The organism is Fulvivirga maritima (assembly GCF_021389955.1).
GTDB classification, from domain to species: domain Bacteria; phylum Bacteroidota; class Bacteroidia; order Cytophagales; family Cyclobacteriaceae; genus Fulvivirga; species Fulvivirga maritima.
The window spans coordinates 5,993,135-6,015,121 of sequence record NZ_CP089980.1 but is presented as its reverse complement, the minus strand read 5'-3'; the positions used below and the strand labels follow the sequence as shown (position 1 = coordinate 6,015,121).

Genomic DNA, 21,987 nt, shown 5'->3' with positions numbered 1-21,987 from the left:
ATATAAGGGTTTTTGTTTCTGGTAACAGTTTGAGATTCATAATTATTATCAATGGGCCAATAAGCTAAAGTGATGAGTGATAACAGAACGGCTTTTTGGCTGTTCTCATCATATGAGAAAAAAATACCCGTTTGTTATCAGGTTAACTTTAGTGCTTTTTTTAGTGAGTTTAATACTTACTATGCTCATAGTAGGGCGTGATTTTTTATATCCTATTTGCCTGGCACTTTTGTTTTCTTTTTTACTATACCCCATGGCGCATCTGTTGGAGAAGTGGAAGCTGCCGAGGGTTTTGGCCATTCTCATTTCCATATTATCTGCCATAGCCATAATTGGAGCGGGTATGTTTTTGCTTTATCAGCAAATGGCTGTGTTTATAGATGATTTTCCCGAGCTTAAAAAACATGCTTTAGATAATCTAAATTACCTGCAGGTGCAGATAGATAATATGGTAGGGCCGATGGATCATAATAAGCAATGGTGGCTTAGGGAAAAGGTGTCTAATTTGCTCAATAACAGTGGTGATATTATGACCAAGGTGTTTAATGCTACTACGGGTACTATGGTGAAAATGGGGCTGCAGCCGGTATTTATTTTCTTTATGCTTTACTATAGAGAGCGCTTTTCTAAGTTTATTTATATGCTGGCTGGCCGTAGTCAGAAGGATAGGGTGAAGACTATCTTAGGTGAAATATCTTTGATAACCAAGAGCTATATCAGTGGTGTTTTTATAGTGGTTTTGATCCTGTGTTTTATTAATTCGTTTGGTCTGATGATAGTAGGGGTGGAGTATGCTATTATGTTTGGCATTCTCAGTGCGCTGATGAATTTTATTCCTTACTTCGGTACGTTAATAGGGGCCGCTATACCTCTGCTGTATACTTTAGTTTCGGCTGATCCTAAAAATGCTATTGGGGTGATAATCCTGTTTGTAATTATTCAGTTTCTAGAAAATAATATACTTACTCCAGGTATTACGGGAGGTAGAGTGGCCATTAACCCACTTTTTACTATACTTATTATAATCGCGGGAGGGATGATGTGGGGTATTCCGGGTATGTTTATGAGTGTGCCTTTTGCAGGTATGTTTAAGGTGGTGTGCCATCATTATAGGTACCTAAGGCCGATTGCCTTTGTCATGTCTAAAAACAAAGGTGATGTGATTAATGATAAGTTAGGAGCCTTGAAGAAGTGGTTTGCTAAAATTAAGTAAATGGCACTTATTCAAAAGTAGTTGCAAGATTGATAAATGTCACATTAAGGAACTCGAAATCTCCTTTATTAAAAATAAAGAAGATTTCGAGGGGCCTCAACCTGATTTAAAATTGCCTTTTAGAAATTTCCGGGTTTACACCATTACACGGCATTTTAGTTCCGGTATTTTCTTGATCTCTTTGATCATTTCATTGCTAGGGTTCACTTTGTACTTTCTAGACATCAGTTCTACGGCTATATTTTCCTGAGTATCAAGTAAGTTAACGTGGAAGGTGCATTCTCCTCTAAATTGTTCGCAAATACCTTCTAGCTGTAAAATAATCTTTTCATTGAGCTCTTCCAGATTCACATTAACTACTACGCCTTTGGTTCTTTTGTCTCTAATATCATTAAGTAGCTCTATGGTTCTTATTTTGAACTCCAGACTTTTATCTCCCCATCTTCGCTCCATGGCATTACCCTGAATGTAGAGAAACCAACCTTGCATCAGGTATTCTTTAAACTTAATATAGTCATCACCAAATAGGAAGAAGGTAAAGTTACCATTGTAATCTTCCATAGTTAAGGTGCCGAAAGGTTTGCCACCTTTGGTAGTTCTATGAGCAAAAGAAGAAACAATACCAGCTATTCTTACTTCCTTACCTTGTAGCTGAGTAAGATCATTGAGCTGATTCAGTTCGGTATTACAAAAGTTTTCTATTTCAAAAGAAAAATCATCTAGCGGATGCCCGGAAATGTAAAGCCCTACTACATCTTTTTCGATATTGAGTTTTTCTATTTCGCCGAAAGGCTCCATAGCAGGTATTTTAGGCTTAGGAGTATCTATGCCTGAATCACCACCAAAAAGGCTGGCCTGAGAGCTCTCAGCTTCCATCTGCATTTTGTTGGCGTACTTGATTACCTTCTCTATTAAAGTCTGCTCTCCTTCAGGTGCTTGTAAGTATTGTCTTCTATGAAACTCTTCGAAACAATCGAATGCTCCGGACATGGCCAGACATTCAAAGGTCTTTTTGTTTACAGTTCTAAGATTAATCCTTTCGGCAAAGTCAAAGATATCTTTAAAAGGGCCATTGGCTTCTCTTTCTTCTATAATCGCTTCAACGGCTGCTTCACCACTACCTTTAATAGCACCCAGTCCGAAACGAATTTCACCTTCTTCGTTTACGGCAAAGTTTACTGCTGACTCATTTACGTGTGGCCCAAGCACTTTTATGCCTTGGCTACGACACTCTTCCATGAAGAAAGTCACCTTTTCAATGTTACTCTGGTTGTGTGTAAGTACGGCTGCCATGTATTCGGCAGGGTAGTGGGCTTTTAGGTAGGCCGTTTGATAGGCTACCAGTGAGTAACAAGTAGAGTGAGATTTGTTAAAGGCGTAGGCGGCAAATGCTTCCCAGTCTTTCCATACTTTTTCCAGTACTTTAGGATCATGACCTCTTTCCTTACCTCCATCTACAAACTTAGGTTTTAGTTTTTCCAGTAAAGCGAATATCTTCTTACCCATCGCTTTACGCAGAACGTCCGCATCACCTTTAGAGAAGCCGGCCAGCTTCTGACTCAGAAGCATCACTTGCTCCTGATATACGGTAATACCATAGGTTTCTGCCAGGTACTCAGACATGTCTTCTATGTCATAAGTAATTTCTTCTTCGCCATGCTTTCTGGCAATGAAGTTAGGTATATATTCCATCGGCCCTGGTCTGTACAGGGCGTTCATGGCTATAAGGTCTTCAAACTTATCCGGCTTCAGTGCGCGAAGGTGCTTCTGCATACCAGGAGATTCAAACTGGAATGTACCGTTTGTCTCTCCTTTTTGATAGAGCTGGTAAGTTTTTTCATCTTCTAATGAGATATGATCAATATCGATCTCAATGCCATGTCTCTTTTTAACATTAGCAATGGCCGATTTAATGATGGTAAGGGTTTTAAGCCCCAAAAAGTCCATCTTAAGCATACCTGCATTCTCTACTACGCTGTTATCAAACTGGGTGATAAGCATAGGAGAATCCTTGGCTGTAGATACCGGTATAAACTTAGTGATATCATCAGGGGTGATGATTACCCCGCAGGCGTGTGTACCGGTACTTCTTACGGAGCCTTCCAGAATTTTAGCCTGGTTGAGTACTTTGGCTTTCAGGTCTGCGCCATGCCTCATTTCTTCCAGCTCCTTTACTTCTTTAAAGGCTTTGTCTAGCGATGTGCCTGGCTTTTCAGGAATAAGCTTAGCCAGGTCATTGGCTTCCGCCAAAGAAAGCTCCATAACCCGGGCAGCATCCCTGATGGATGACTTGGCGGCCATGGTACCATAAGTAATGATCTGAGCTACCTGATTACGACCATATTTGTCAATTACGTACTGTATTACCCTTTCCCGACCTTCATCATCAAAGTCAATATCAATATCGGGAAGTGACACCCTGTCCGGGTTTAGGAATCTCTCAAAAAGTAGGTCATAAGCAATGGGGTCTACATTGGTAATACCTATACAATAGGCTACTGCCGAACCTGCGGCTGATCCCCTTCCAGGACCTACTGAAACGCCTATTTCCCGGGCTTTACTGGTGAAATCCTGTACAATAAGGAAATAACCGGGATAACCTGTGTTTTCAATGGTCTGAAGCTCAAAGTCTAGTCGCTCACGTATGTCATCTGTGATTTCAGGATACCGCTTATTGGCTCCTTCATAAGTCAGGTGTCTCAAAAAGGCATTTTCACCTCTTTTGCCACCGTCTTTTTCATCATCTGGGTGTTTAAACTCATCAGGGATGTTGAAGGCAGGAAGAAGCACATCTCTATCCAGCTTGTAGACTTCTATTTTATCAATTAGCTCAGTCAGGTTCTCTATGGCTTCAGGGAGGTCACTGAATATGACTTTCATCTCTTCCTGAGACTTGAAGTAGAACTGATCATTAGGGAAACCAAATCTGAAACCACGGCCACGACCGATAGGTGTAGATTTCATTTCGCCTTCTTTCACACAAAGCAGTACATCGTGTGCTTCAGAGTCTTTTTGGTTGATGTAGTAAACATCATTAGCGGCAATTACTTTTACGTGGTATTTGCGGGCAAAATCTAGCAGAACTTCGTTTACACGGTTTTCTTCTTCCAGACCCTGTCCAGGTCTATTACCATGGCGCAGTAATTCTATATAAAAATCATCTTTAAATACTTCCAGATACCATAAAAAAGCTTCTTCGGCCTGGTGCTCACCTACGTTCAGGATAAGTGATGGTATTTCACATTGAAGCCCACCGGTAAGGGCGATTACATCTCCGGAATATTGTTTTATAAGGTCTTTGTCTACCCTTGGGTAAATACCATACAGCCCTTCCATGTAGGCCATGGAGCTCAACTTGGCCAGGTTATGATAGCCAGCCTTGTTTTTAGCTATCAGCACCTGATTGAACCTCTTATCAGGGTTGTCTTTGGTGAATTTTAGCTTGGTTCTTTCTTCAGCTACGAAAAACTCACAACCAATGATAGGCTTTATGTCATTAGCTATGGCCTCTCTTACGAATTTGAAACCCCCAAACATGTTACCCAGGTCAGTGAGTGCCACTGCAGGCATATTGTATTCTTTGGCTTTAGCTATGAGGCCCTTAATGTCTGGTACAGCTTGTAGTACCGAGAACTGGGTATGCACGTGCAAGTGCACAAAAGGATGGCCTATCTTCTGAGCTGCCGCCTTATCACCACCATGGGTAACGGTAGATTTTTTTTCTGTTTTGGCAAAGTTGGCTTCATCGAGCTTAGGAGCTTCGTACACCACTTCCTCTACCGGTAGATCGTTGATGGTAGGTACTACTTTTTCAGTAATAAGGCCAAAGAAACATTTGGCAGTAGCATCCACATCATATGCCGCATCGTGAGCATCTCCAAAACCTACCCCAAAGAGCTTTTCGTGCAGCTCTATCAGCTTGGGAGATTTGAGTTTACCTCCAATACCACCTCGTAGGTTGCAGTATTCTTTAGATACTTCTGAGGTATCTATTTTCTCTTTTTCCTGAAGTTCTTCCCCTTTAGGCTGGTTGCTGGTACGTACATATTCTGTACCTACAATTTTGTTATCAAACTCAATGTTATGACCAACTACTATACTGGCTTTATCAAGGTCTTCCGAGAAAATATCGAGTACCTTTTTTAGGTCATGACCTTCTTCTAAGGCTCTTTTGGTAGAGATACCGTGAACCTTTTCAGAGTTATATGGAATTGTAAAACCCTCAGGCTTTACAATGTAATTATGGTTAGAAAGCAGATTACCCTTTTCATCGTGTAGCTGCCAGGCCAATTGTACCAGTCTGGGCCAGTTCTCCAGGTCGGTAATGGGTGCGCTATAACTATGAGGTAAACCGGTGGTTTCGGTATCAAAAACTATGTACATGCAAAAAGGAAGCTAGTGGTTACTAAATAGATGCCCTTAGTAGTGGGGCGGACTACAAAAGTAAATAGTTATGACTAAATAGAATAGAGATCAATGGAATTTAGTATTAGGCGAGTTAGATGTTAGAAGGCAAGACTGTATGATTAAATCATTGATTGAGAGTCTATTACTTTTCTATGGTTGCGTTAATACTACTGAAGAAAGATTAATTATTTAGAGTCAGATAATACCTTAGTAACTTCCTTGAATGTTTGAATAACTGTTACTCTACCTAATTGGTGATCTTTATGAAAAATCATACTTGTATAGTATATAGGATCTTGAAGAGTAAAGTGATAATCTAATTTTTCTAAGGCTTTTTTTAAGGAACTGTTTATAAACCACTTATTAAAAAGTCTGTTCCTTGAGATGTGTCTGGAGTCTGCAGAGTCGCAAGTGTAAATTAGAATGCGATTTTTGTTGATGAAAAAATGTTCTAGAACAGCTTCAATAGTTTTTGCTATTTCTGGATCTCGCCTACCTGTTCCTGCTTTAGTTTTGTTAATAATAATATTGAAGATCTCTGAGTTTTCAAGTGGAGTAAATGAAAATATTTCACGTCCATCTATGAACAGTATTTCGTATTCTGCCTTTGTATTAGTGCTAAAAAAGTAAGTGTTGGCTTCGAGGTTACGATATACCTTATAAAGGCATGGTAAGTTTAATTCCTCGGTCATTCAATTCTTTCTTGGAGATCTCCTTATTAGAAAAGGCAATAATATTTTTTTTAGCAGCAGTCATTTTTTTAGCAGCTTCTTTAATATTTTCCTTTTGTGATTTTTGAATCTTCATACTAATACAAAGGTATAATAAATATATGAGTATATGAATACTTTTAGGTACTAAATGATGAATCCGGTATTATGTTTTAAAAGCTATATCTCTATTAAATGCCCATGAATGAAGTTTTGTGAACTCACATTTAACATCCTTAGTTCGATTTAGCTAAAAAACTTCTTCTAGATATAAGGTGTTTAGTAGGGGCGTTTTATTTTTTAACCACGTTACAGTCCTATCGTCATTTCCGAAGTCATGGTCATAGGAATAATGAAACCGTCTGGCTTATCAGGCATATCTTTAATTTCTACCTCACCAGAAATGTCTTGTTTTATGCTACCAGCGATAATCCAATAGGTATCAGGGTCTAATTTGTATTCTGAGGTCATGGTGCCGGATAATTTATACCTGGTGTCATAACCATTCACTTTCACATAGGCATCTTTATCTTCAGTAGTGAGTGTGGAATTTCCTTTAATTATGATGTTTTCATCGTTGGTTTCAGCGAGGGTAAAATTATTTTTAAGTACGCCTGACATGCCAGATTCAAGCTTTATGGAGTTTTCCCAACTATCCCCCATGCCTACTTTTTTATCAGGAAAAACAGCAAATGTCATTTCCATATTGCCCTTAAATGCCTTTTCTCCATAAGCTTTTTTTAATTGAGCAAGTATTTGCTGCTTTTGAGGTTCTGTTAGTTCAGGAAAGGCGTCTAATGCGTTGGTGAATATATTATCCAAATTTTCGATTTTTGAAATTTTGCCATTTTTCTGTAGCTCCAAGGTGAACTCTTTATCTATCATACTTTTTAAAATGGCAGTCATTATACCCTCATCATCACCAGTTGAAGAGAAGGTTATTTCGCCCATAGGAGATTGAATAGTCATTTTTAGCTTATTATATACGCAAACTATGGAGTAGCTGCTATTTAGCTTCTTCTTTACATGAAAGTTCATGCCTCCTTCTATGTCCATTTTAATAATTTGCTCGGTATTCTCAATGGTTTGTTTGATAAGTACTTGAGATAAATAGCTTTGAGAGTAAGTAGCTCCTTCTTTTAGGTTTAGTTCTAAGTCGTATTTTTTTATAGGAGAATAGGAGGTAAATAGAATAAATATGATGAGGTATTTCATGGCAATATATTTTGATGTAAAATGAGTTTGGATACCATTACTTCTGTGATTTTATCAATATAATAAAAATATGAATTTATATTCTATATAAAGGATGGTGAATGTTACAGTTGAAATATTGGGCTGTTAATCAGTCTGACCTCTGATTGTTAGCTTTTACAGGGTAGCTTTCTACAAACGTCACTTAAAATCGAATTTCCTTTCGTTTTTGCCTGCTCTTTGAGTTTGGAGTAGAATAAAAATCCGCTATTCAAAGAGGTAGGATACTATTATTCTGTAGTGTTAAAAAAGTTCACTTATTTATAGAGTTTACTAACTGAAAGAATAAAAAATTGGATAATTTTAGCCAAAGGTTAAAGATTCAGAGCCAACTATTTTAAACAAAAAAATATGGCTGAAAATCATTCAAAAACGGAGTTAAAAGAGCTTGGCCAAACACTCTTACGTATCGGGGCTCATCTAATGAGTGCGGGGGCCAATATTCAGCGTATCAGAAAAACTGTAGAACGCGTCGCAGGAGCCTTTGGTTGTACTATTGACCTGCTCATCACTAATAGGGCATTAATGATCACCATCAGTGATGACGAGGTAACCCATTTTCACAGTGGATTAAAACGAACCTTACCCCACGGAGTAAATTTTAGAGTAGTTTCCGGGATCAGCCGCATGAGCTGGTGCGTGGTAGATAATAACTGGACTATAGACGATGTAAATGCGGAAATAGACAGGTTAATAGCACTGCCTCATTATCCGAGATTACTCATATTAGGTGTGGTAAGCCTTGCGGGTGCTTCCTTTTGCAGATTATTCGGAGGTACCCACATAGATATGTTGGTGGCATTTGGAGCTACCTTCCTGGGGCTTTTTGTTCGGCAAGAATCCATGAAACAGAATTTTAATGCTTATTTGTGCATATTTTTTGCAGCTTTTACATCATCTCTCATAGCTAGTATATGTGTGAAATTTAGTGCTGAAGTACATGATCAGGCTCTTAATGCCTGTGTGCTTTACCTAATACCCGGAGTGCCTTTTATAAACTCTTTTTCTGATCTTATCCATGGTAATATTATGAATGGAATAGTGAAAAGTGTGCACGGTTTAATTATAGCATTTGCCATTGCTATGGGCTTAATGCTGGCTATGCAAATTTGTCAACTGTTAGTACTATGAATTGGATACTTTTTTTTTGAAAAAGGCATATGGTTTGGGTCTGCAGCGATTGGTTTTGCTATTCTATTTAACGTACCGGTAAGGACTTTACGATATATCTTTATCATTGGAGCCTTAGGCGGTCTTTTAAAAACTTTACTTTTATGGTTAGGTATAAATGTGATAGTCTCCAGCTTGGGAGGGGCTACCCTGGCAGGGTATATGGGGGTGTTTGCTGCTCATGATAAGCATGCGCCTCCAATGGTTTTTTCTATTCCTTCGGTTATACCTATGGTACCCGGGGTTTTTGCTTACAGGATGATGTTAGGACTGATAAAACTATCCATAATTCCTGATGAAAACTATGAGAAAGTGCTTTCAGAAACTATTAGTAATGGTCTCAATGCCACTTTTATACTTCTTTCATTAGCATTAGGAGTAGCTATTCCTCTTCTGGTTACCAGAAAGGAGTCCGTAAAAAAGGCAAAATAGTGAGTAGGTTTCAGACATGGATAGGATGCTTTTAATTCATTTTCAGTACACTATTTGAATTGAATAACTGTACTGTTGAAACCCATTTTGTAATTTGGCAGGATAAGCAATGTCATTATTGATCTGCCATAAACTTAATGGCGAGAACTAAACCTTTTAATGTCTGAAATCTCCTTTAAAAAAGATCAAACCAATTCAGCCTTGGCTGTTACTTATACAATAGAAAGTGAGCAGAGAAGACTTTCCTTTAAAGAGGTCATCAATTTATTGATGCATTCTTCTGATTTCAGAGGACAATTAACTCAAACTATGCGAGCTTCAGGGTTCGGAGCATACTTTTGGGAAGTCAAGCCAATTACAAAATCCCGACTTGATCAAGCGTTTGAATTCGCTGTGGTGCAGTCCAGTAGTCTTAAGGAAATAAGGATGGATCCTGAGCCTTTTCAGGAGCATTTTGATGATGACTCCTTAATTCTTTCTTTTCCTAATCTTCGGGGCGATGCTCATCTGGTGGTGCCAAATAAGATAAATCCAAAGGCTGATTATGCTCATTTGGCAGCATTTCTAAACACTGCTGATAGTTTACAGATAGATCAATTTTGGAAGCAGGTGGGAGAAACATATTGTCGATTAATCAATGATCAGCCGATGTGGTTAAGTACTGCAGGGCTAGGCGTATCATGGCTGCATATGAGAATAGATCAGAGGCCTAAATACTATAGATACACGTCCTACAAATCTTTATAATGGTGGGGCAGAAAACGAATATTTATGAGCAGATCCAGAAGAAAAACTAAGGTAAGAGGAATAACCACTGCCAAATCAGAGAAGGAGGAAAAAAGGAAGGCGAACCGGAGGTTGCGCAGACAGGTGAATCAGAAGATAAATAAAGAGGAGGAGGTGCTTCCTGAGTTAAGGGAAGTGTCTGATGTTTGGGCATTTTCTAAAGATGGCAAGAGGTATGATCAGAATATGAAGGGTAAGGATATGCGGAAATGAGCATACTTTATAGGGAGTGTTGTATGTAGGCATATAGGATTAGAATTTTCACAAGCCCAACAATTTGATTGTTAAGTGCTTATTTGATAGAAAAAGGCTAGATCAACTACAATATATTAAAGATTTTAAAAACAGAATCTCTGTATGGCTTGCTTACAGGTACTTTTTTATTGCCTACAAACAAGGTGTTTCCCTCAAATCCATTTACAGCATCTATGTTAACTACGTAGCCTCTATGTACTCTGATGAACTGCTGAGGAGGTAGTTTTTCTATCATCTTTTTGAGTACTATAGAATAGATAAATCTTTCGTCTAAGGTGTGAATACTAGTATAATTATTATCAGCTTCCAAAAAAATGATATCCTTGAGGTTAACTTTTTGGAAGTGATTTTCCTTTTTTAAAAACAGCTTTTCATTGATGTGAAAAATCTGATTATCATCAGTTGTGAATTCACCATTTCCACTAATTAATTCCTGCTGAGGAGCGTGATTAGAGTAATTGGCCAGGGCTATTTCCATTGTAATGGCTATTTCTCTATCATTAAAAGGTTTTAGCATATAAGCGTAAGGCTTTACTGCTTTAGCACGGTCTACCAAGGCCTTATCGGCATGAGAGGTGAGAAAAATGAAGGGGATGTGATAATCATTGTTAATCATGTCAGCCAGCTCTATGCCATCTATTTTACCTTTAAGAATGATATCTAGTATGGCCAGGTCGATAAGAGGATTTTGCTCTAAAGCTTCAAGAGCCTGATCGGCGCTATGCGCTATAGCTGCTACTTCATAGCCCATTTTGGTGAGCCTGAGTTTTATGTCCTCAGCCAGAAGGGACTCATCTTCAACTACTAGTATTTTTAGTTTGGGGTTCAGAAGCATAGATGCTGATTTATAAGAAATAGATTAAATAATTATAGACTTATTATCCAATGTGTGCCTTGCGGAGTGGCTTTTTTAAGCTCAAATGAACCGTTTAGTTGGTTGACAAGTGACCTTACCAGCTTAATTCCAAAGGAAGGAGTCTCTTCAATGTTGATATCAATGCCTTTACCGTTATCAGTTATTTCTAATATGAGTTGATCCGTTTGTCTTAATGAAATGCACAATTGCGGGTTTTTAATGCCTTCAAAAGCATATTTCAAAGCATTTGTTACCAGTTCATTCACTATAAGAGCTAGTGGTATGGCTGTGTCTATGTCTATTGATACATTGGTAATGTTGAATTGAGGCCGTAGCTCCGATCCATAGCTATAACACAGATTGAGAGTAAGCTCTTTTAGATAATCCTTAATGTCTATGGTAGTGTGTACATCTTCCCTATATAGCTTCTGGTGGATAAGAGAAAGGGCTTCTACTCTGAATCTACCGGCATCTATGGCTGCTGCGGCAGGATGGCCGGCAAGTGCATTACCTTGCAGGTTGAGTAAGCTGGCTATCATCTGTAAGTTATTTTTAATACGATGATTGAGCTCTCTTAACAATAGGGCCTTTTCTTCTTCTCTTTGGGCTATCTCGTCCTTTTGAGCTGCCAGCAGCAGATTGTTTTTCTTCTTTTGCTGATAAGCCCGGTAAAGTAAAATCGAGAAAATACAAAAAACTGAAACGCTAATAGCCAAAGTGGTTACGAGGCTCTTTTGTTTAGAGTTAATGGTGCTCAATAAGTTGATTTCAGATTCTCGTTTGTCTATTTCATAATTCGCTCTAATACGTTCTATCTGCCTGATTTTATCTTTATTTACCAGGCTGTCTTCATAGGCGTGAAATTCTTTAAGATGGACGAGTGCTGCTTTGTTGTTGCCCTGTTGTTCATAAAAATCGGCCAAAGCACTGTTTACATCTCTGATCTGTTCTTTTAAACCGTTTTCTACAGCCAGGCTTAGTGCCTTCAGTAATTGATCTTCAGCTTTTTGAGGGTTGCCTTCTTTTTCATAAACATCTGCCAGGCTGGCCATGTATACCGAAGTAGAATATGGGTCTCCGAGTATGGTACAAAGGTCTATAGCTTCTGTCAGGTGAGACTTGGCCATAGATACTTTATTAATTGCCGCGTAGGTCATGCCCAAATTGCCAATGGAATAGCTCTTTACAATAGAGTTGTTTATAGCATGATTGAGTAATAAGGCCTTGTTGAAATAAACAATAGCACTATCATAATTTTTTGCCATGCGAAATGCTTCACCCAAGTTCAGGATACTTAGTGTATAGTTCAGCTGGTTATCGCTGTTTTTAAGTATTTCAATAGATTTTTTATAATAGTTAATTGCCTCCTTGAATTCATTATCTCCCAGAAAGTTGGCAGCCAGCTGGGCATAAGAGGAAGCCATGGATTCTGTTTTTTCTAACTCCTCAAATATTTTTAGTGCTTCAAAAGTGTATTCAACTGATTTTTTTCTATTTCCCAAGAGGTATTGGTTCAGACTTATTTCTTCATATGCCTGAGCTTTATACAATGGCTCTTCGAGTTGGTTGGCTAGTTCAAGCGCTGTATTGGCATACTCCAGGGCTACCGAAAAATTAGGGTGGTGATGCGCAATTTTTTTGCTTACCTGGAATTTCTCCTTTAACTCAAGAGGTTGGTTTTCATATACTTGTATGAAGCTATCGGCCAAATGCTGATTTTGACCAATAGCCACAGATACATGAATACATAAGAGTATTACTGTTATTAAATGATATCTCATACATTAGTTTATTCGCTGGAGCTAATTTTGGCTATGGGGTCTATAGAGCCATAATAGCGGCAACCTTCAATCACAAAGCTTAGGACAGCACCATAAGAGATGAATAGGTTATCTTCGGTAGAATAATCAACTGTACATAATTTAAGTAGTTTCTCATTTTCAGGTAAAACATAAAGCGAACCATTAGGAGCAGAATTAGTCTGATTTGATAGATGAAAATACTTCTCCCAATCCAATGACTTCATGTATCCTTTTGAGTTTTTAGATACATTTTTAACCTCTCCATATTCAATCTTGGACTCAGGCCTTCCCTCAAGTGTGGCTTCTATGGTTATGTTTCTATCTATGGGGAAGATAGTATCAGGCCTGTTTTTAAGGTATTGATCTAAGTTGATAGGATGTATGGGACTGCCATTATTAGCGTTAAAGTCTGTTTTTAAAAGAGATTCTATCAAAACAGGCATAAGAAATTCAAGATCTAAAGAAGGACCATTTCCCGGTGTAATAGTTAAGTGCATTTAAGTAGGTGTTAGGGTGATTGATATTTTAAATAAAGCAGAATATTTGTTTTATCACAATGATATTGACAGTGAAAGGTGATCTTTTTTTATGTAATAGATAATAAATAGGGTAAAAATCTACATGGCCTTTCTTAACAAACTCATAATCAGGTAGGGAATAGGGGAAAACCATTTATTGTATAATAATTGGAAGATGTGCTGTAAAATTTGATTTTTATACCAATGGAATTTTCATTCACTCATAAAAACGTGTCATTCACTCAATAATCCGTGTCATTCACTCATCTTTTTCTGAATTGTCATTTTAATTTCTGATTTTCAAGTCATCAAATTTACTACCGAAGTTTTTCAGGTTCTTTGGTTGAGCTAACCGGGAAAATATTGTGATAACAAAATTTGATGGTATAGTTATAACAGTTTTTAAGAAGTCTATTTTAGTTGGTTTTAAGAGTCGTCACCTTGCCCCATAAGGTGGCGATTTCTTTTTATAACAGGGGGTAAATAGCAGTTATTCATGTTCGTTTACTCATAAAACTGAGCCATTCACTCAACCAGAGTGTTCATTCACTCATTTAATTTTCATTAATGATAATAATTGGTAATCTTCAATAATAAGAAAGGCGTTAATCTGATTCATTAATCAACTTCCAAAACCAATTGTTTAATGCCTTTTGGATGATAGTACAAACTGGGTGCTATGATCAATGAACATGAAGTCCCTGGCGATTGGCTCTGACCATCCAAGAACCGGGGACTTTTGTTAGATTCAGTATAAATGATGTAACTAGCAATTAATTATTGTTATATTCCGAGACCATCCTGGCTAGCGCTGGGGTGGTTTTTTTTATTCGTTTTCATCTTGCATTAACAAAAAAAGAGGTGCCTCTTGCGAGACACCTCCGGTAGGTTAGGTTTAGGGATAGATTTTAAAATTTATAAGAAATAGCGAGATTAAACATGGTACCTAACTGGCTGAAGTGTGAACCATCATAAGTCATTTGAGAGTACCTCTGGTTAAAAGTGATTAGGTTTCTCTCTGTTCTTAGTGAAGGATCATCCGCATCTATTTCAGTGCTGCCGGCCACAAAGTGCCATTCAGGCAGAATGTTCAATACGTTATTTACGTTAAAGGCTACAGATAGCTTTTCAGTGGCATTGTAGTTAATAGAAATATCTGTTACTATTTTAGGATCAAACTCAGTGTCTAGTCCATCAGGTAAGCCTTGTTGATGGAACGTTGTTTTTCCAAAATAAGTATTGTAGATGCCAAATCCGAATCTGTTAATATCATAGTTTATACCTAAAATCCATTTTGTTTTAGGTCTGGAAGTGAAGAAAAGAGCTTCTTGTGTATCATTAACGACTGATTGATTAGCATCTTCTACCAGAGTAGGATTGTTTACAGCACCATCTCTTTCGTTTTCTATGGTATAATTACCGGATAAGCTGAAGCTAAGGTCTCCAGAGCCTAAAGAAAGATTTTTGTAGTTGGCCACCACATCTATACCAGATGTTCTGGTATCCAAAGCATTTACAAAGAAGCTCACATCAGATAGGTTGTTTTCTTGTAATACCTGATCAAGAGGGGTGTCTCCGTCTGCTGTAGGACCAATTTCTGTACTTAATATAATTCGGTCTTCCATGGCTATATTGTAGTAATCTACAGTAATATCAAAATTGGAAGAAGGTTTCACGCCAAGACCAATAGTGAAGTTGTCTGATTTTTCAGCATCTAACTCAGGTACACCAAGTAAACGAGCCTGTGGAGATACGTTATTGATTAATCCTCCAACTTGTATACCTTGGCCTGGCACAAAGCTATACTGTGCTTTCTGAGTGTAAATTTGGTGTAGGGTAGGAGCTCTGAAGCCGGTAGAGATCGATCCTCTCAAAGTAATTTTGTCATCAAGGAATTTATATCTTGAGCTTACTTTCCAAACAAAAGCATTTCCGAAGTCACTGTAGTTTTCAACTCTGGCCGTACCATTAATAAGGAAATCAGGTGTGATGTCCCACATTAAATCTACGTAGCCACCAAAGTTGTATCTATTAAACTTGCCTGAATTTTCTGGCGTGTTTCCTGCGAAAGAATCTGAACCACCACCATCATAAGAGGCTAGTTCACCTTCTATTACGGTGAAAGTCTCTGTTCTAAATTCAGATCCGAAACCAAGTCCCAGTTTGTCAGTAATTGATTTAGAAATATCTATGTTACCCACTACGTGAGAGAACATGGTGCCTCCCGGATCAAAAGAGATGCGACTGTTCTCACGGTATAGTTCTACACCAGGCTCGATTTCATCGGCGTCTACTTGTCCGTTTCCATTTAAGTCTCCATAATAAATAGGGTCTGAAAGTACAGAATTACCGTTATGCGTATTTCTTACGTTGTAGGTTTGTTTGTTTCCTCCAGTGGTAATACTTAAATCAGCCATCCATCCATTTTTATTGGTTTTGAAACCCAAAGTGGCATTGTAGTCATTTAAGTTACCATCAAAAGTAGGTCTGTAGCCTACATATTCTCCGTTAGGGCCATTAGGGTAGAAGTTAGAAAGGTAAGGGTAGTCATCTAGTGTTCTCCAGTAAGGTGTTCTGTAGTTAGCGAAGCTGTTTACCTTTTTGTAAACGTAGGCAGCATTGAAATATAAGTCTGTTTGCTCAGATAGATCCACTCCACCGTTTACTAAGAACTTGGCAGCAGTGGTTTCTGGTGAGCCATTTATGTTACCTGCATCAGGCATTAGGGCTAAAAACTCTTCAACCTCTTCTATATCAGCGCCAAAATCAGCGGCATCACCTACAGGATCTACCGTTCCGGGTCTGTTGGCCAGGTTCACTTTAGAGAGGTCTATAGTATAATTAAGAAAGCCATTTTCGCCTAACTGGCTACCGTTGTTTACGGCAAAGCCAATCATTTCTCCATCACCTTCAGAAGTGATTCCCGTTCTTAAAGTAGCTCTACCGATACTGGCATCATCTTTTAATACAATGTTCATTACCCCTGCAATGGCATCAGAACCATATTGAGCGGAAGCTCCATCTCTCAAAATCTCCACTCTTTTAATAGCATCAGTAGGGATTCCCGATATGTCAGCACCGGTTTCACCTCTACCTGGTGAGGTCTGAGTATAAAGTAATGCACTTAGGTTTTTTCTTTTTCCGTTGATCAGGATAAGCGTACGGCTAGGTCCCATGTTTCTGATTTCATAGGGGTCTAATAGCGAAGTAGCATCATTTACCGGAGTTTGAACTGTGTTAAAAGAAGGTACTCTGTACTGTAAGGCCTTGTCAAAAGTAGGCTGACCGGTAGATACTAATTCTTCTGAACCGAGCATGTCTACTGGTAAAGGAGTGTCAGTAGATGATCTTGGTGCATTTCTAGATCCTACAATCACTATATCATCCAGGCGAGCTACATCAGGTTGCATAGTTACGGTAATAGAAGATTTGCCGCCGTAAGTGATCTCTTCGGTAACATAACCAATGTAGCTAATCATAAGCGTAGCGCCATTAGTCGCATTTATGGTTACCGTACCATCTACTCCTGTAGTTCCTCCTTGTGAGGTGCCTTTTATGGATACGTTTACCCCAATAAGCGGATTGCCATTTTCATCTACCACGGTAATGGTTACCGGGTCTCCGGCCATTTCTATTTCCAGTGATTCTTCCTCTGGCTCAGCCTTGGTTACTTTGTTTACACTGATAACGTTATTGACCTGCTTAAACTTCAGGCTAGACTCTTTGGCGATGTCCGTTAAGATGTCTGCAACTGAGGTTTTCTTATATTTCTTAGAAAATCGAGTCTCAGTTTTGATGTTAGATTCACTATAGTGAAACTTAAAACTCGTTTTGGCTTCTACTCGGGCAAAGGTTTCTGTAAGCGAAGCATTGTTCAGGCTTAAGTCAATAAACACATCTTTAACACTCTCTACTTGATGTCCGGGCTTGGCCATGACTATCTGCAGCTGCATAATGGCAAATACAGCTAAGAGGGTTAGTTTTAAGGAGTAGGTTGCGGTTTTTCTCATATTGTTTTCGGTTAAAATGTTAAGGTTATTTGTTTATCATGGATTTTGTATTTGAAGTCCAGAGCGAATGACATGCTGGTAAGCACATGCTCAAGACTGGCATTATCGAACCTTCCGGTATATTTTTTCGAGGTTTTGGTTTTAGAGTTGAAGGTTATTTTTACGTCATACCACCTTTCTAACGTGGTGGTGACCTCCTCTATGGAGGCGTTATGAAAATCCAGAATGCCAGAGATCCAGAGGAAGTCATTGGCATTGCCGGTTTGCTTTTCAAGGGTATCACTTTGAGTGTTGATTTTCACGGCTTCACCTGGTATCAGGTTGATACTGTGGCTTTTCTTGTGCTGTGCGTTTACCATTATCCGTCCTTCTGCTAGTGATACTTTGTAGTGACTGGAACGGCTGTTAACATTAAATTCGGTGCCCAGGGCTGTAGTCTCATAACCTTGTGAAGAAACTATAAAAGGCCTTTTTTTATCTTTAGCTACTTCAAAATAGGCTTCTCCGTCGAGCTCTATTATGCGCGTAGAATCAGTAAAATAGCGATTGTACTTAATGGAGCTTTCTGAGTTCAGGTAAACCTTAGAGCCGTCACTCAGTTGAATGACTGACTTTTGACCGCGTTCATTTTTCTTTACCAGCACTTCTACCTGAGGTGTAGCGGGTGGCTGGGGTGATTGCTTAAGTAGTAGGTAAGTGGGAATGGCTAAAATAATAAATAGAGCCGCTATTTTGTAGAATAGTGAAGCGTTGTTTTTGCGTCTTTGCGATCTGGTAGTCTGGTCTAGTATTCTGGAGAAGGTCTTGTTTTCATCGGGCAGGCTTTCTTGCTCTGTTTGCCAGGCTTCATCCATCATTTTATTAAGAGCTAGCATTCCTTCAGGAGTTTCCAGGTAGCGCCTGATCCGAGATTCCTCTTCGGCATCGCAGGCTCCGTCTAAAAATTTCCTTAATTGTTGGTTAGTAATAATAGTCATGTAAAATAAGCGTGTCTAAATAGCTATTACCCTAGCTTCGCTTATTTACTCACAACAGTGTGAAATTTATTTTTGATCGCTGATAGCTTGCTTGATCTCTTTGGTGGCGCGGTACAGCTGATTTTCTACCGTACGAATAGATATATTGAGTTTTTTTGCAATCTCTTTATTAGAAAGGCCTTCATTTTTGCTAAGCATAAAAACTTGCTTCTGGCTGCTAGAGAGGCTGTCTATGCATGAATTAGCATGAGATAGCAGGTCTTTGAATATAATGTATTCCTCTGTATTGTGTTGAAAAGCAGGGGATTGACTTTTAAGAGTGTTTATGTAGTTAGTTTCGAGAGTGCCTCGTCTAATTTTTTTTAAAATGATTCTCTTGGTTATAGTGAGAATGTAAGGCTCAAAAGGCTTATTGACTAATATCTTTTTGCGACCTTCCCAAATAGAAATAAACACTTCTTGCACAATGCACTCGGCGTCATCTGCTGACATGCCCATGTAGCGCGCAAGCCCAAAAACACGCTTGTGGTAATGGTCAAAAAGAGCTTTGAAAGCACTTTCTTTCCCTTTAACCAGCGACTTAAGTAGCTTTTTTTCGGAATATGTCTCTAGAAAAACCAAGGATTGTACAAATATTTAACTTTGAATTAAGGCAATAAAAATGACATTATCAATATTTTAAGCTTTAATGGTTATTTTTTTAACCTATAAATATAATTTCAACGGTTGCAATTGGCTTTAGTAGGTGTTTTTTATTGATCTGGGTTGAAATTTATGATATGTAGGAAATATGTTCTTTAGGTTATGCCCAATAGGCATTAGGGCTGACTCTCACTTTTGCTTCTTTCTTGTATAAATATTAGATTCCCTCATATTTATTGATTTCATAATAAACTACTATATGATGTTAAACAAGTGGAAGAAAACCGCTCCCTACTTTGTAATAGCAGCCAGTTTACTTTTACTGATTTATAATCTTTATATACTAGTGGGAGAGGGGCTTTCCCGATCTCCTATCGTTGGCATATTTGCCCAATTGTGCTTAATTACAGCTATGGTAATTGTAATTATTAGAAAACGACAGTATTCAGAGTAAATTGCTTGGCATGTTGGATAGAACCATTTCTTATCTGGAATACAATCAGTTTAGGATACGAGAACAGGTAAATCATCAGGTTGATAGAAGGTATCCTGAAGTAATAAAGGAGCTTGATGAAATGATTGTATTCCTTGAAAATCAATATGCGCAAAATGCAGCGATTCAGCAAGAAATAGATAATAAGCCGGTATTAGAAAGGTCAAAGCTTATTTATGAGGATGCTCAAAGCCTGGTTTGATTAGGCTTAGGAATTAAGATATTATTGCTTAGGTAGGATATACTACCTTCCTTTGCTACTTTTAGTCAGATACTTAATAAATTATTAACTAAGTTTTTCAGGGAGTGAACATTCAGAATCAATTAATTAGCCTTGCTGATAAGTATTCTTTAAAAAAGAAAGCTTTGGACAGTATAGATGAGGTGATAAATGCTCACGTTGAGTCGGATAATGTTGTTGGGATTGATTATTTAGAGGGTAATAATAGGTCAGATTTAATTTATGAATTTGACAGATATGAGTTGCAATTGGAGCTAAATGGCATTTCTAGAATAAGTACAAAGATAAATATCTACTCGAAAAAGTTATATGGTAAGAATATCGATCTGCCCGTAGGATGTTATGAGGCTTGGACTGATTTGGAAGGGCAGGATTTAGATGATTTTTTAACTTTTGATTGGTCATTGGTCAATCTGAATGCAGGTTATTTTATTGAGAGAATCAATAAAACCGTACCCCAAAGATACTTCAAGAGAAATGTACAAGAGTACGAATTTGCAACATACGTTAATCATATAATTAGTTTATTGCAAGGAAGGCAATATGTTCTGTCAATTATTTTCATAAAACGGTCTCTTGATTATTTAGAGAATAAAAATAATAAAGGTATTGAAGATGAATATCTGAATGAATGTTTGATGTTTTTTGAACAGATTTATCATTATGTAGGTAATCACAATTTGCTGAACGCTGAAAATATAGACAGATATAAAATATATGACAGGATAAGAAGTTTAAAGCTTACTGTGGGTAGTAAAACTCATTAGTTCATGTTTTCAAACTTACCACTGCTCTAACAATAAAGTATTTCTTACAAAAATATCCTCTCAACCCTTGAAAAAAAGAAAGATAATCGCTCTACTCATATTTCTAATTTTAATTATCGGTTTTATCATTCCTCAAGATTTATCTATGCCGGTAAGAGGAGCTAGTAAATCAGATTATAATTCAGAGTCATTTTGGTATTACCCTTGGGGAAAATCTGTTGCCCATAAGGGAGTAGATATTTTTGCCGAAGAAGGCACGGTTATCAATCCGTCAACAAAGGGACTGGTGTTGTATGCCGGAGAAATAAACATAGGAGGGAAGGTAGTTTTGGTTTTAGGTCCTAAATGGAGATTTCATTATTATGCTCATCTCAGAGATATCTCAACAGCCACATTTACACTCGTGAATAAAACAGATACTCTGGGGACTGTAGGTGCTAGCGGTAACGTGGCCGGAAAAGCGCCACATTTACACTATTCTATTATGACGCTTTTGCCTTATGTCTGGAAAATAGATGATGATCGTCAAGGCTGGAAAAAAATGTTTTATTTAAATCCTATTGAATTTATTGAGGAGGACTAAGTTGCCTTCTTTTTTGTTTCAGGTCACAGTAATTTGATAAGTGATGATGTCTTGGTTTTAATATTGATATTATATAACTATATTAACATTAAATTATCTCTTATTTTGTAGCTAACACAAGCCAGTCATACCATTAACAGCCATGGAAAAAATTACTAAGAAGCTTGAAATTGCTAGAAACACATACTTTTAAGCTGGAAATTCAAAAAGATGAATTTGTAAAAAGCCTGAAGGCTCAGGTGGATGAAGAACGTTCGGAATTGATTCCTGATTATGTTGGTTTTGAATCTGTTAAAGGAAATGAGTATGTAGGTTATGTTAGTCATGATAATTTTAAAATGAGGAGAAAGAGACGGAGAGCCAGGATGAACTTTAATGTAGCTGAGGCAAAGGGAACTTATGAGCAACATGGAAATTACCTGCTGATAAAAACGGAAATTTATGGATTTAGTGGTAAAATGAGGCTTTTTTATCTATTGGTCTTATTGTTAGATGCTTTTTTCGTAATTGTGTTTTTAACCACGGACCTGTTTAATCGCATACAATGGGAATTTAAAGAGCCATTCTTTATTATTCATATCCTGGGTATGCTTATAATGCCATATTTCATCATGCGCAAAAGTGTTACAACTATGATTTATGAATTAGAGAGGGAGTTTTTTTATGTGACTAAGTATAAGTCATCTTAGATTGATAGATATGAGTATAACTACCTCATCCCACTCCCATAATCCCAGCTCGGCTTCAAGCACATACCCCAAATCTGAGCATTATTAACCAGAGCAAAGTCTATGTGAGGCCTATCGAATGATAGACTTTCTGCAAACTTACAATACCCCACTGTCAGAGTCGGAAACTCCAAAAGTGGGGT

At 37.9% G+C, this 21,987-nt stretch carries 19 protein-coding genes; 9 read left to right on the top strand and 10 right to left on the bottom strand.

Annotated elements, in window-relative coordinates:
• The first annotated feature begins 112 nt into the window (after positions 1–112).
• Positions 113–1,213, top strand: coding sequence for an AI-2E family transporter (locus LVD15_RS25140; RefSeq protein ID WP_233777944.1), 1,101 nt, complete (start codon positions 113–115; stop codon positions 1,211–1,213).
• A 135-nt stretch (positions 1,214–1,348) separates the two neighbouring features.
• Here the strand turns inward: LVD15_RS25140 and dnaE are convergent, their stop codons facing one another.
• From dnaE to LVD15_RS25120, 4 genes are all read right to left on the bottom strand, one after another.
• Complete coding sequence (gene dnaE, locus LVD15_RS25135; protein ID WP_233777943.1) at positions 1,349–5,596, bottom strand: DNA polymerase III subunit alpha; 4,248 nt, start codon at positions 5,594–5,596, stop codon at positions 1,349–1,351.
• Positions 5,597–5,805: 209 nt separating this feature from the next.
• The gene (locus LVD15_RS25130; RefSeq protein WP_233777942.1) at positions 5,806–6,312 is read right to left on the bottom strand and encodes a DUF6169 family protein; all 507 of its coding nucleotides are present in this window, start codon (positions 6,310–6,312) and stop codon (positions 5,806–5,808) included.
• Positions 6,278–6,427: a hypothetical protein gene (locus tag LVD15_RS25125; RefSeq protein WP_233777941.1), complete on the bottom strand. Its 150-nt coding sequence runs from the start codon at positions 6,425–6,427 to the stop codon at positions 6,278–6,280. Before LVD15_RS25125 ends, LVD15_RS25130 begins: the two co-directional genes overlap by 35 nt.
• A 212-nt stretch (positions 6,428–6,639) precedes the next feature.
• Entirely contained in the window at positions 6,640–7,545 is a 906-nt protein-coding gene (locus LVD15_RS25120) for a DUF6263 family protein (RefSeq protein WP_233777940.1), read from the bottom strand.
• Positions 7,546–7,935: 390 nt separating this feature from the next.
• Here LVD15_RS25120 and LVD15_RS25115 point away from each other — a divergent pair, with 390 nt between their 5' ends.
• From LVD15_RS25115 to LVD15_RS25100, 4 genes are all read left to right on the top strand, one after another.
• Complete coding sequence (locus LVD15_RS25115) at positions 7,936–8,715, top strand: threonine/serine exporter family protein (RefSeq protein WP_233777939.1); 780 nt, start codon at positions 7,936–7,938, stop codon at positions 8,713–8,715.
• Positions 8,716–9,186 (top strand): threonine/serine exporter family protein, encoded by a 471-nt coding sequence (locus LVD15_RS25110; RefSeq protein ID WP_306416982.1) that lies wholly within the window; start codon positions 8,716–8,718, stop codon positions 9,184–9,186.
• A gap of 159 nt (positions 9,187–9,345) precedes the next feature.
• On the top strand, positions 9,346–9,933 hold the full coding sequence (locus LVD15_RS25105) for a DUF6940 family protein (RefSeq protein ID WP_233777938.1): 588 nt from the start codon (positions 9,346–9,348) through the stop codon (positions 9,931–9,933).
• Positions 9,934–9,957: 24 nt separating this feature from the next.
• Entirely contained in the window at positions 9,958–10,185 is a 228-nt protein-coding gene (locus LVD15_RS25100; RefSeq protein ID WP_233777937.1) for a hypothetical protein, read from the top strand.
• Between the two features lie 106 nt (positions 10,186–10,291).
• On the opposite strand, the gene LVD15_RS25095 is transcribed toward LVD15_RS25100, so the two are convergent.
• The 6 genes from LVD15_RS25095 to LVD15_RS25070 form a co-directional block, all read right to left on the bottom strand.
• Positions 10,292–11,062: a LytR/AlgR family response regulator transcription factor gene (locus LVD15_RS25095; RefSeq protein WP_233777936.1), complete on the bottom strand. Its 771-nt coding sequence runs from the start codon at positions 11,060–11,062 to the stop codon at positions 10,292–10,294.
• A 32-nt stretch (positions 11,063–11,094) separates the two neighbouring features.
• Positions 11,095–12,864 (bottom strand): histidine kinase dimerization/phosphoacceptor domain -containing protein, encoded by a 1,770-nt coding sequence (locus LVD15_RS25090; protein WP_233777935.1) that lies wholly within the window; start codon positions 12,862–12,864, stop codon positions 11,095–11,097.
• 8 nt (positions 12,865–12,872) lie between these two features.
• A complete protein-coding gene (locus LVD15_RS25085; protein WP_233777934.1) occupies positions 12,873–13,382 on the bottom strand; it encodes a hypothetical protein in 510 nt (169 codons plus the stop codon).
• 929 nt (positions 13,383–14,311) lie between these two features.
• Positions 14,312–17,413 (bottom strand): TonB-dependent receptor, encoded by a 3,102-nt coding sequence (locus LVD15_RS25080; protein WP_233777933.1) that lies wholly within the window; start codon positions 17,411–17,413, stop codon positions 14,312–14,314.
• 11 nt (positions 17,414–17,424) lie between these two features.
• Positions 17,425–18,390: a FecR family protein gene (locus LVD15_RS25075; RefSeq protein WP_233777932.1), complete on the bottom strand. Its 966-nt coding sequence runs from the start codon at positions 18,388–18,390 to the stop codon at positions 17,425–17,427.
• Positions 18,391–18,456: 66 nt separating this feature from the next.
• Positions 18,457–19,011 (bottom strand): RNA polymerase sigma factor, encoded by a 555-nt coding sequence (locus LVD15_RS25070; protein WP_233777931.1) that lies wholly within the window; start codon positions 19,009–19,011, stop codon positions 18,457–18,459.
• A gap of 485 nt (positions 19,012–19,496) precedes the next feature.
• Between LVD15_RS25070 and LVD15_RS25065 the strand changes: the two genes are divergently transcribed.
• From LVD15_RS25065 to LVD15_RS25050, 4 genes are all read left to right on the top strand, one after another.
• A complete protein-coding gene (locus LVD15_RS25065; protein WP_233777930.1) occupies positions 19,497–19,727 on the top strand; it encodes a hypothetical protein in 231 nt (76 codons plus the stop codon).
• A gap of 104 nt (positions 19,728–19,831) precedes the next feature.
• Positions 19,832–20,533 carry a hypothetical protein gene (locus tag LVD15_RS25060; protein ID WP_233777929.1) on the top strand — a complete coding sequence of 234 codons (702 nt, stop codon included), beginning with the start codon at positions 19,832–19,834 and terminating at the stop codon, positions 20,531–20,533.
• Positions 20,534–20,600: 67 nt separating this feature from the next.
• Positions 20,601–21,116, top strand: a complete 516-nt coding sequence (locus LVD15_RS25055; protein ID WP_233777928.1) for a M23 family metallopeptidase — start codon at positions 20,601–20,603, stop codon at positions 21,114–21,116.
• Positions 21,117–21,280: 164 nt separating this feature from the next.
• Entirely contained in the window at positions 21,281–21,805 is a 525-nt protein-coding gene (locus LVD15_RS25050; protein ID WP_233777927.1) for a hypothetical protein, read from the top strand.
• Positions 21,806–21,987: the final 182 nt, after the last annotated feature.

Bases quoted from the DNA above. Each gene is read 5' to 3' on its own strand.
- LVD15_RS25140 (WP_233777944.1), top strand. From the start codon at position 113: ATGAGAAAAAAATACCCGTTTGTTATCAGGTTAACTTTAGTGCTTTTT.
- dnaE (WP_233777943.1), bottom strand. From the start codon at position 5,596: ATGTACATAGTTTTTGATACCGAAACCACCGGTTTACCTCATAGTTAT.
- LVD15_RS25130 (WP_233777942.1), bottom strand. From the start codon at position 6,312: ATGACCGAGGAATTAAACTTACCATGCCTTTATAAGGTATATCGTAAC.
- LVD15_RS25125 (WP_233777941.1), bottom strand. From the start codon at position 6,427: ATGAAGATTCAAAAATCACAAAAGGAAAATATTAAAGAAGCTGCTAAA.
- LVD15_RS25120 (WP_233777940.1), bottom strand. From the start codon at position 7,545: ATGAAATACCTCATCATATTTATTCTATTTACCTCCTATTCTCCTATA.
- LVD15_RS25115 (WP_233777939.1), top strand. From the start codon at position 7,936: ATGGCTGAAAATCATTCAAAAACGGAGTTAAAAGAGCTTGGCCAAACA.
- LVD15_RS25105 (WP_233777938.1), top strand. From the start codon at position 9,346: ATGTCTGAAATCTCCTTTAAAAAAGATCAAACCAATTCAGCCTTGGCT.
- LVD15_RS25100 (WP_233777937.1), top strand. From the start codon at position 9,958: ATGAGCAGATCCAGAAGAAAAACTAAGGTAAGAGGAATAACCACTGCC.
- LVD15_RS25095 (WP_233777936.1), bottom strand. From the start codon at position 11,062: ATGCTTCTGAACCCCAAACTAAAAATACTAGTAGTTGAAGATGAGTCC.
- LVD15_RS25090 (WP_233777935.1), bottom strand. From the start codon at position 12,864: ATGAGATATCATTTAATAACAGTAATACTCTTATGTATTCATGTATCT.
- LVD15_RS25085 (WP_233777934.1), bottom strand. From the start codon at position 13,382: ATGCACTTAACTATTACACCGGGAAATGGTCCTTCTTTAGATCTTGAA.
- LVD15_RS25080 (WP_233777933.1), bottom strand. From the start codon at position 17,413: ATGAGAAAAACCGCAACCTACTCCTTAAAACTAACCCTCTTAGCTGTA.
- LVD15_RS25075 (WP_233777932.1), bottom strand. From the start codon at position 18,390: ATGACTATTATTACTAACCAACAATTAAGGAAATTTTTAGACGGAGCC.
- LVD15_RS25065 (WP_233777930.1), top strand. From the start codon at position 19,497: ATGTTGGATAGAACCATTTCTTATCTGGAATACAATCAGTTTAGGATA.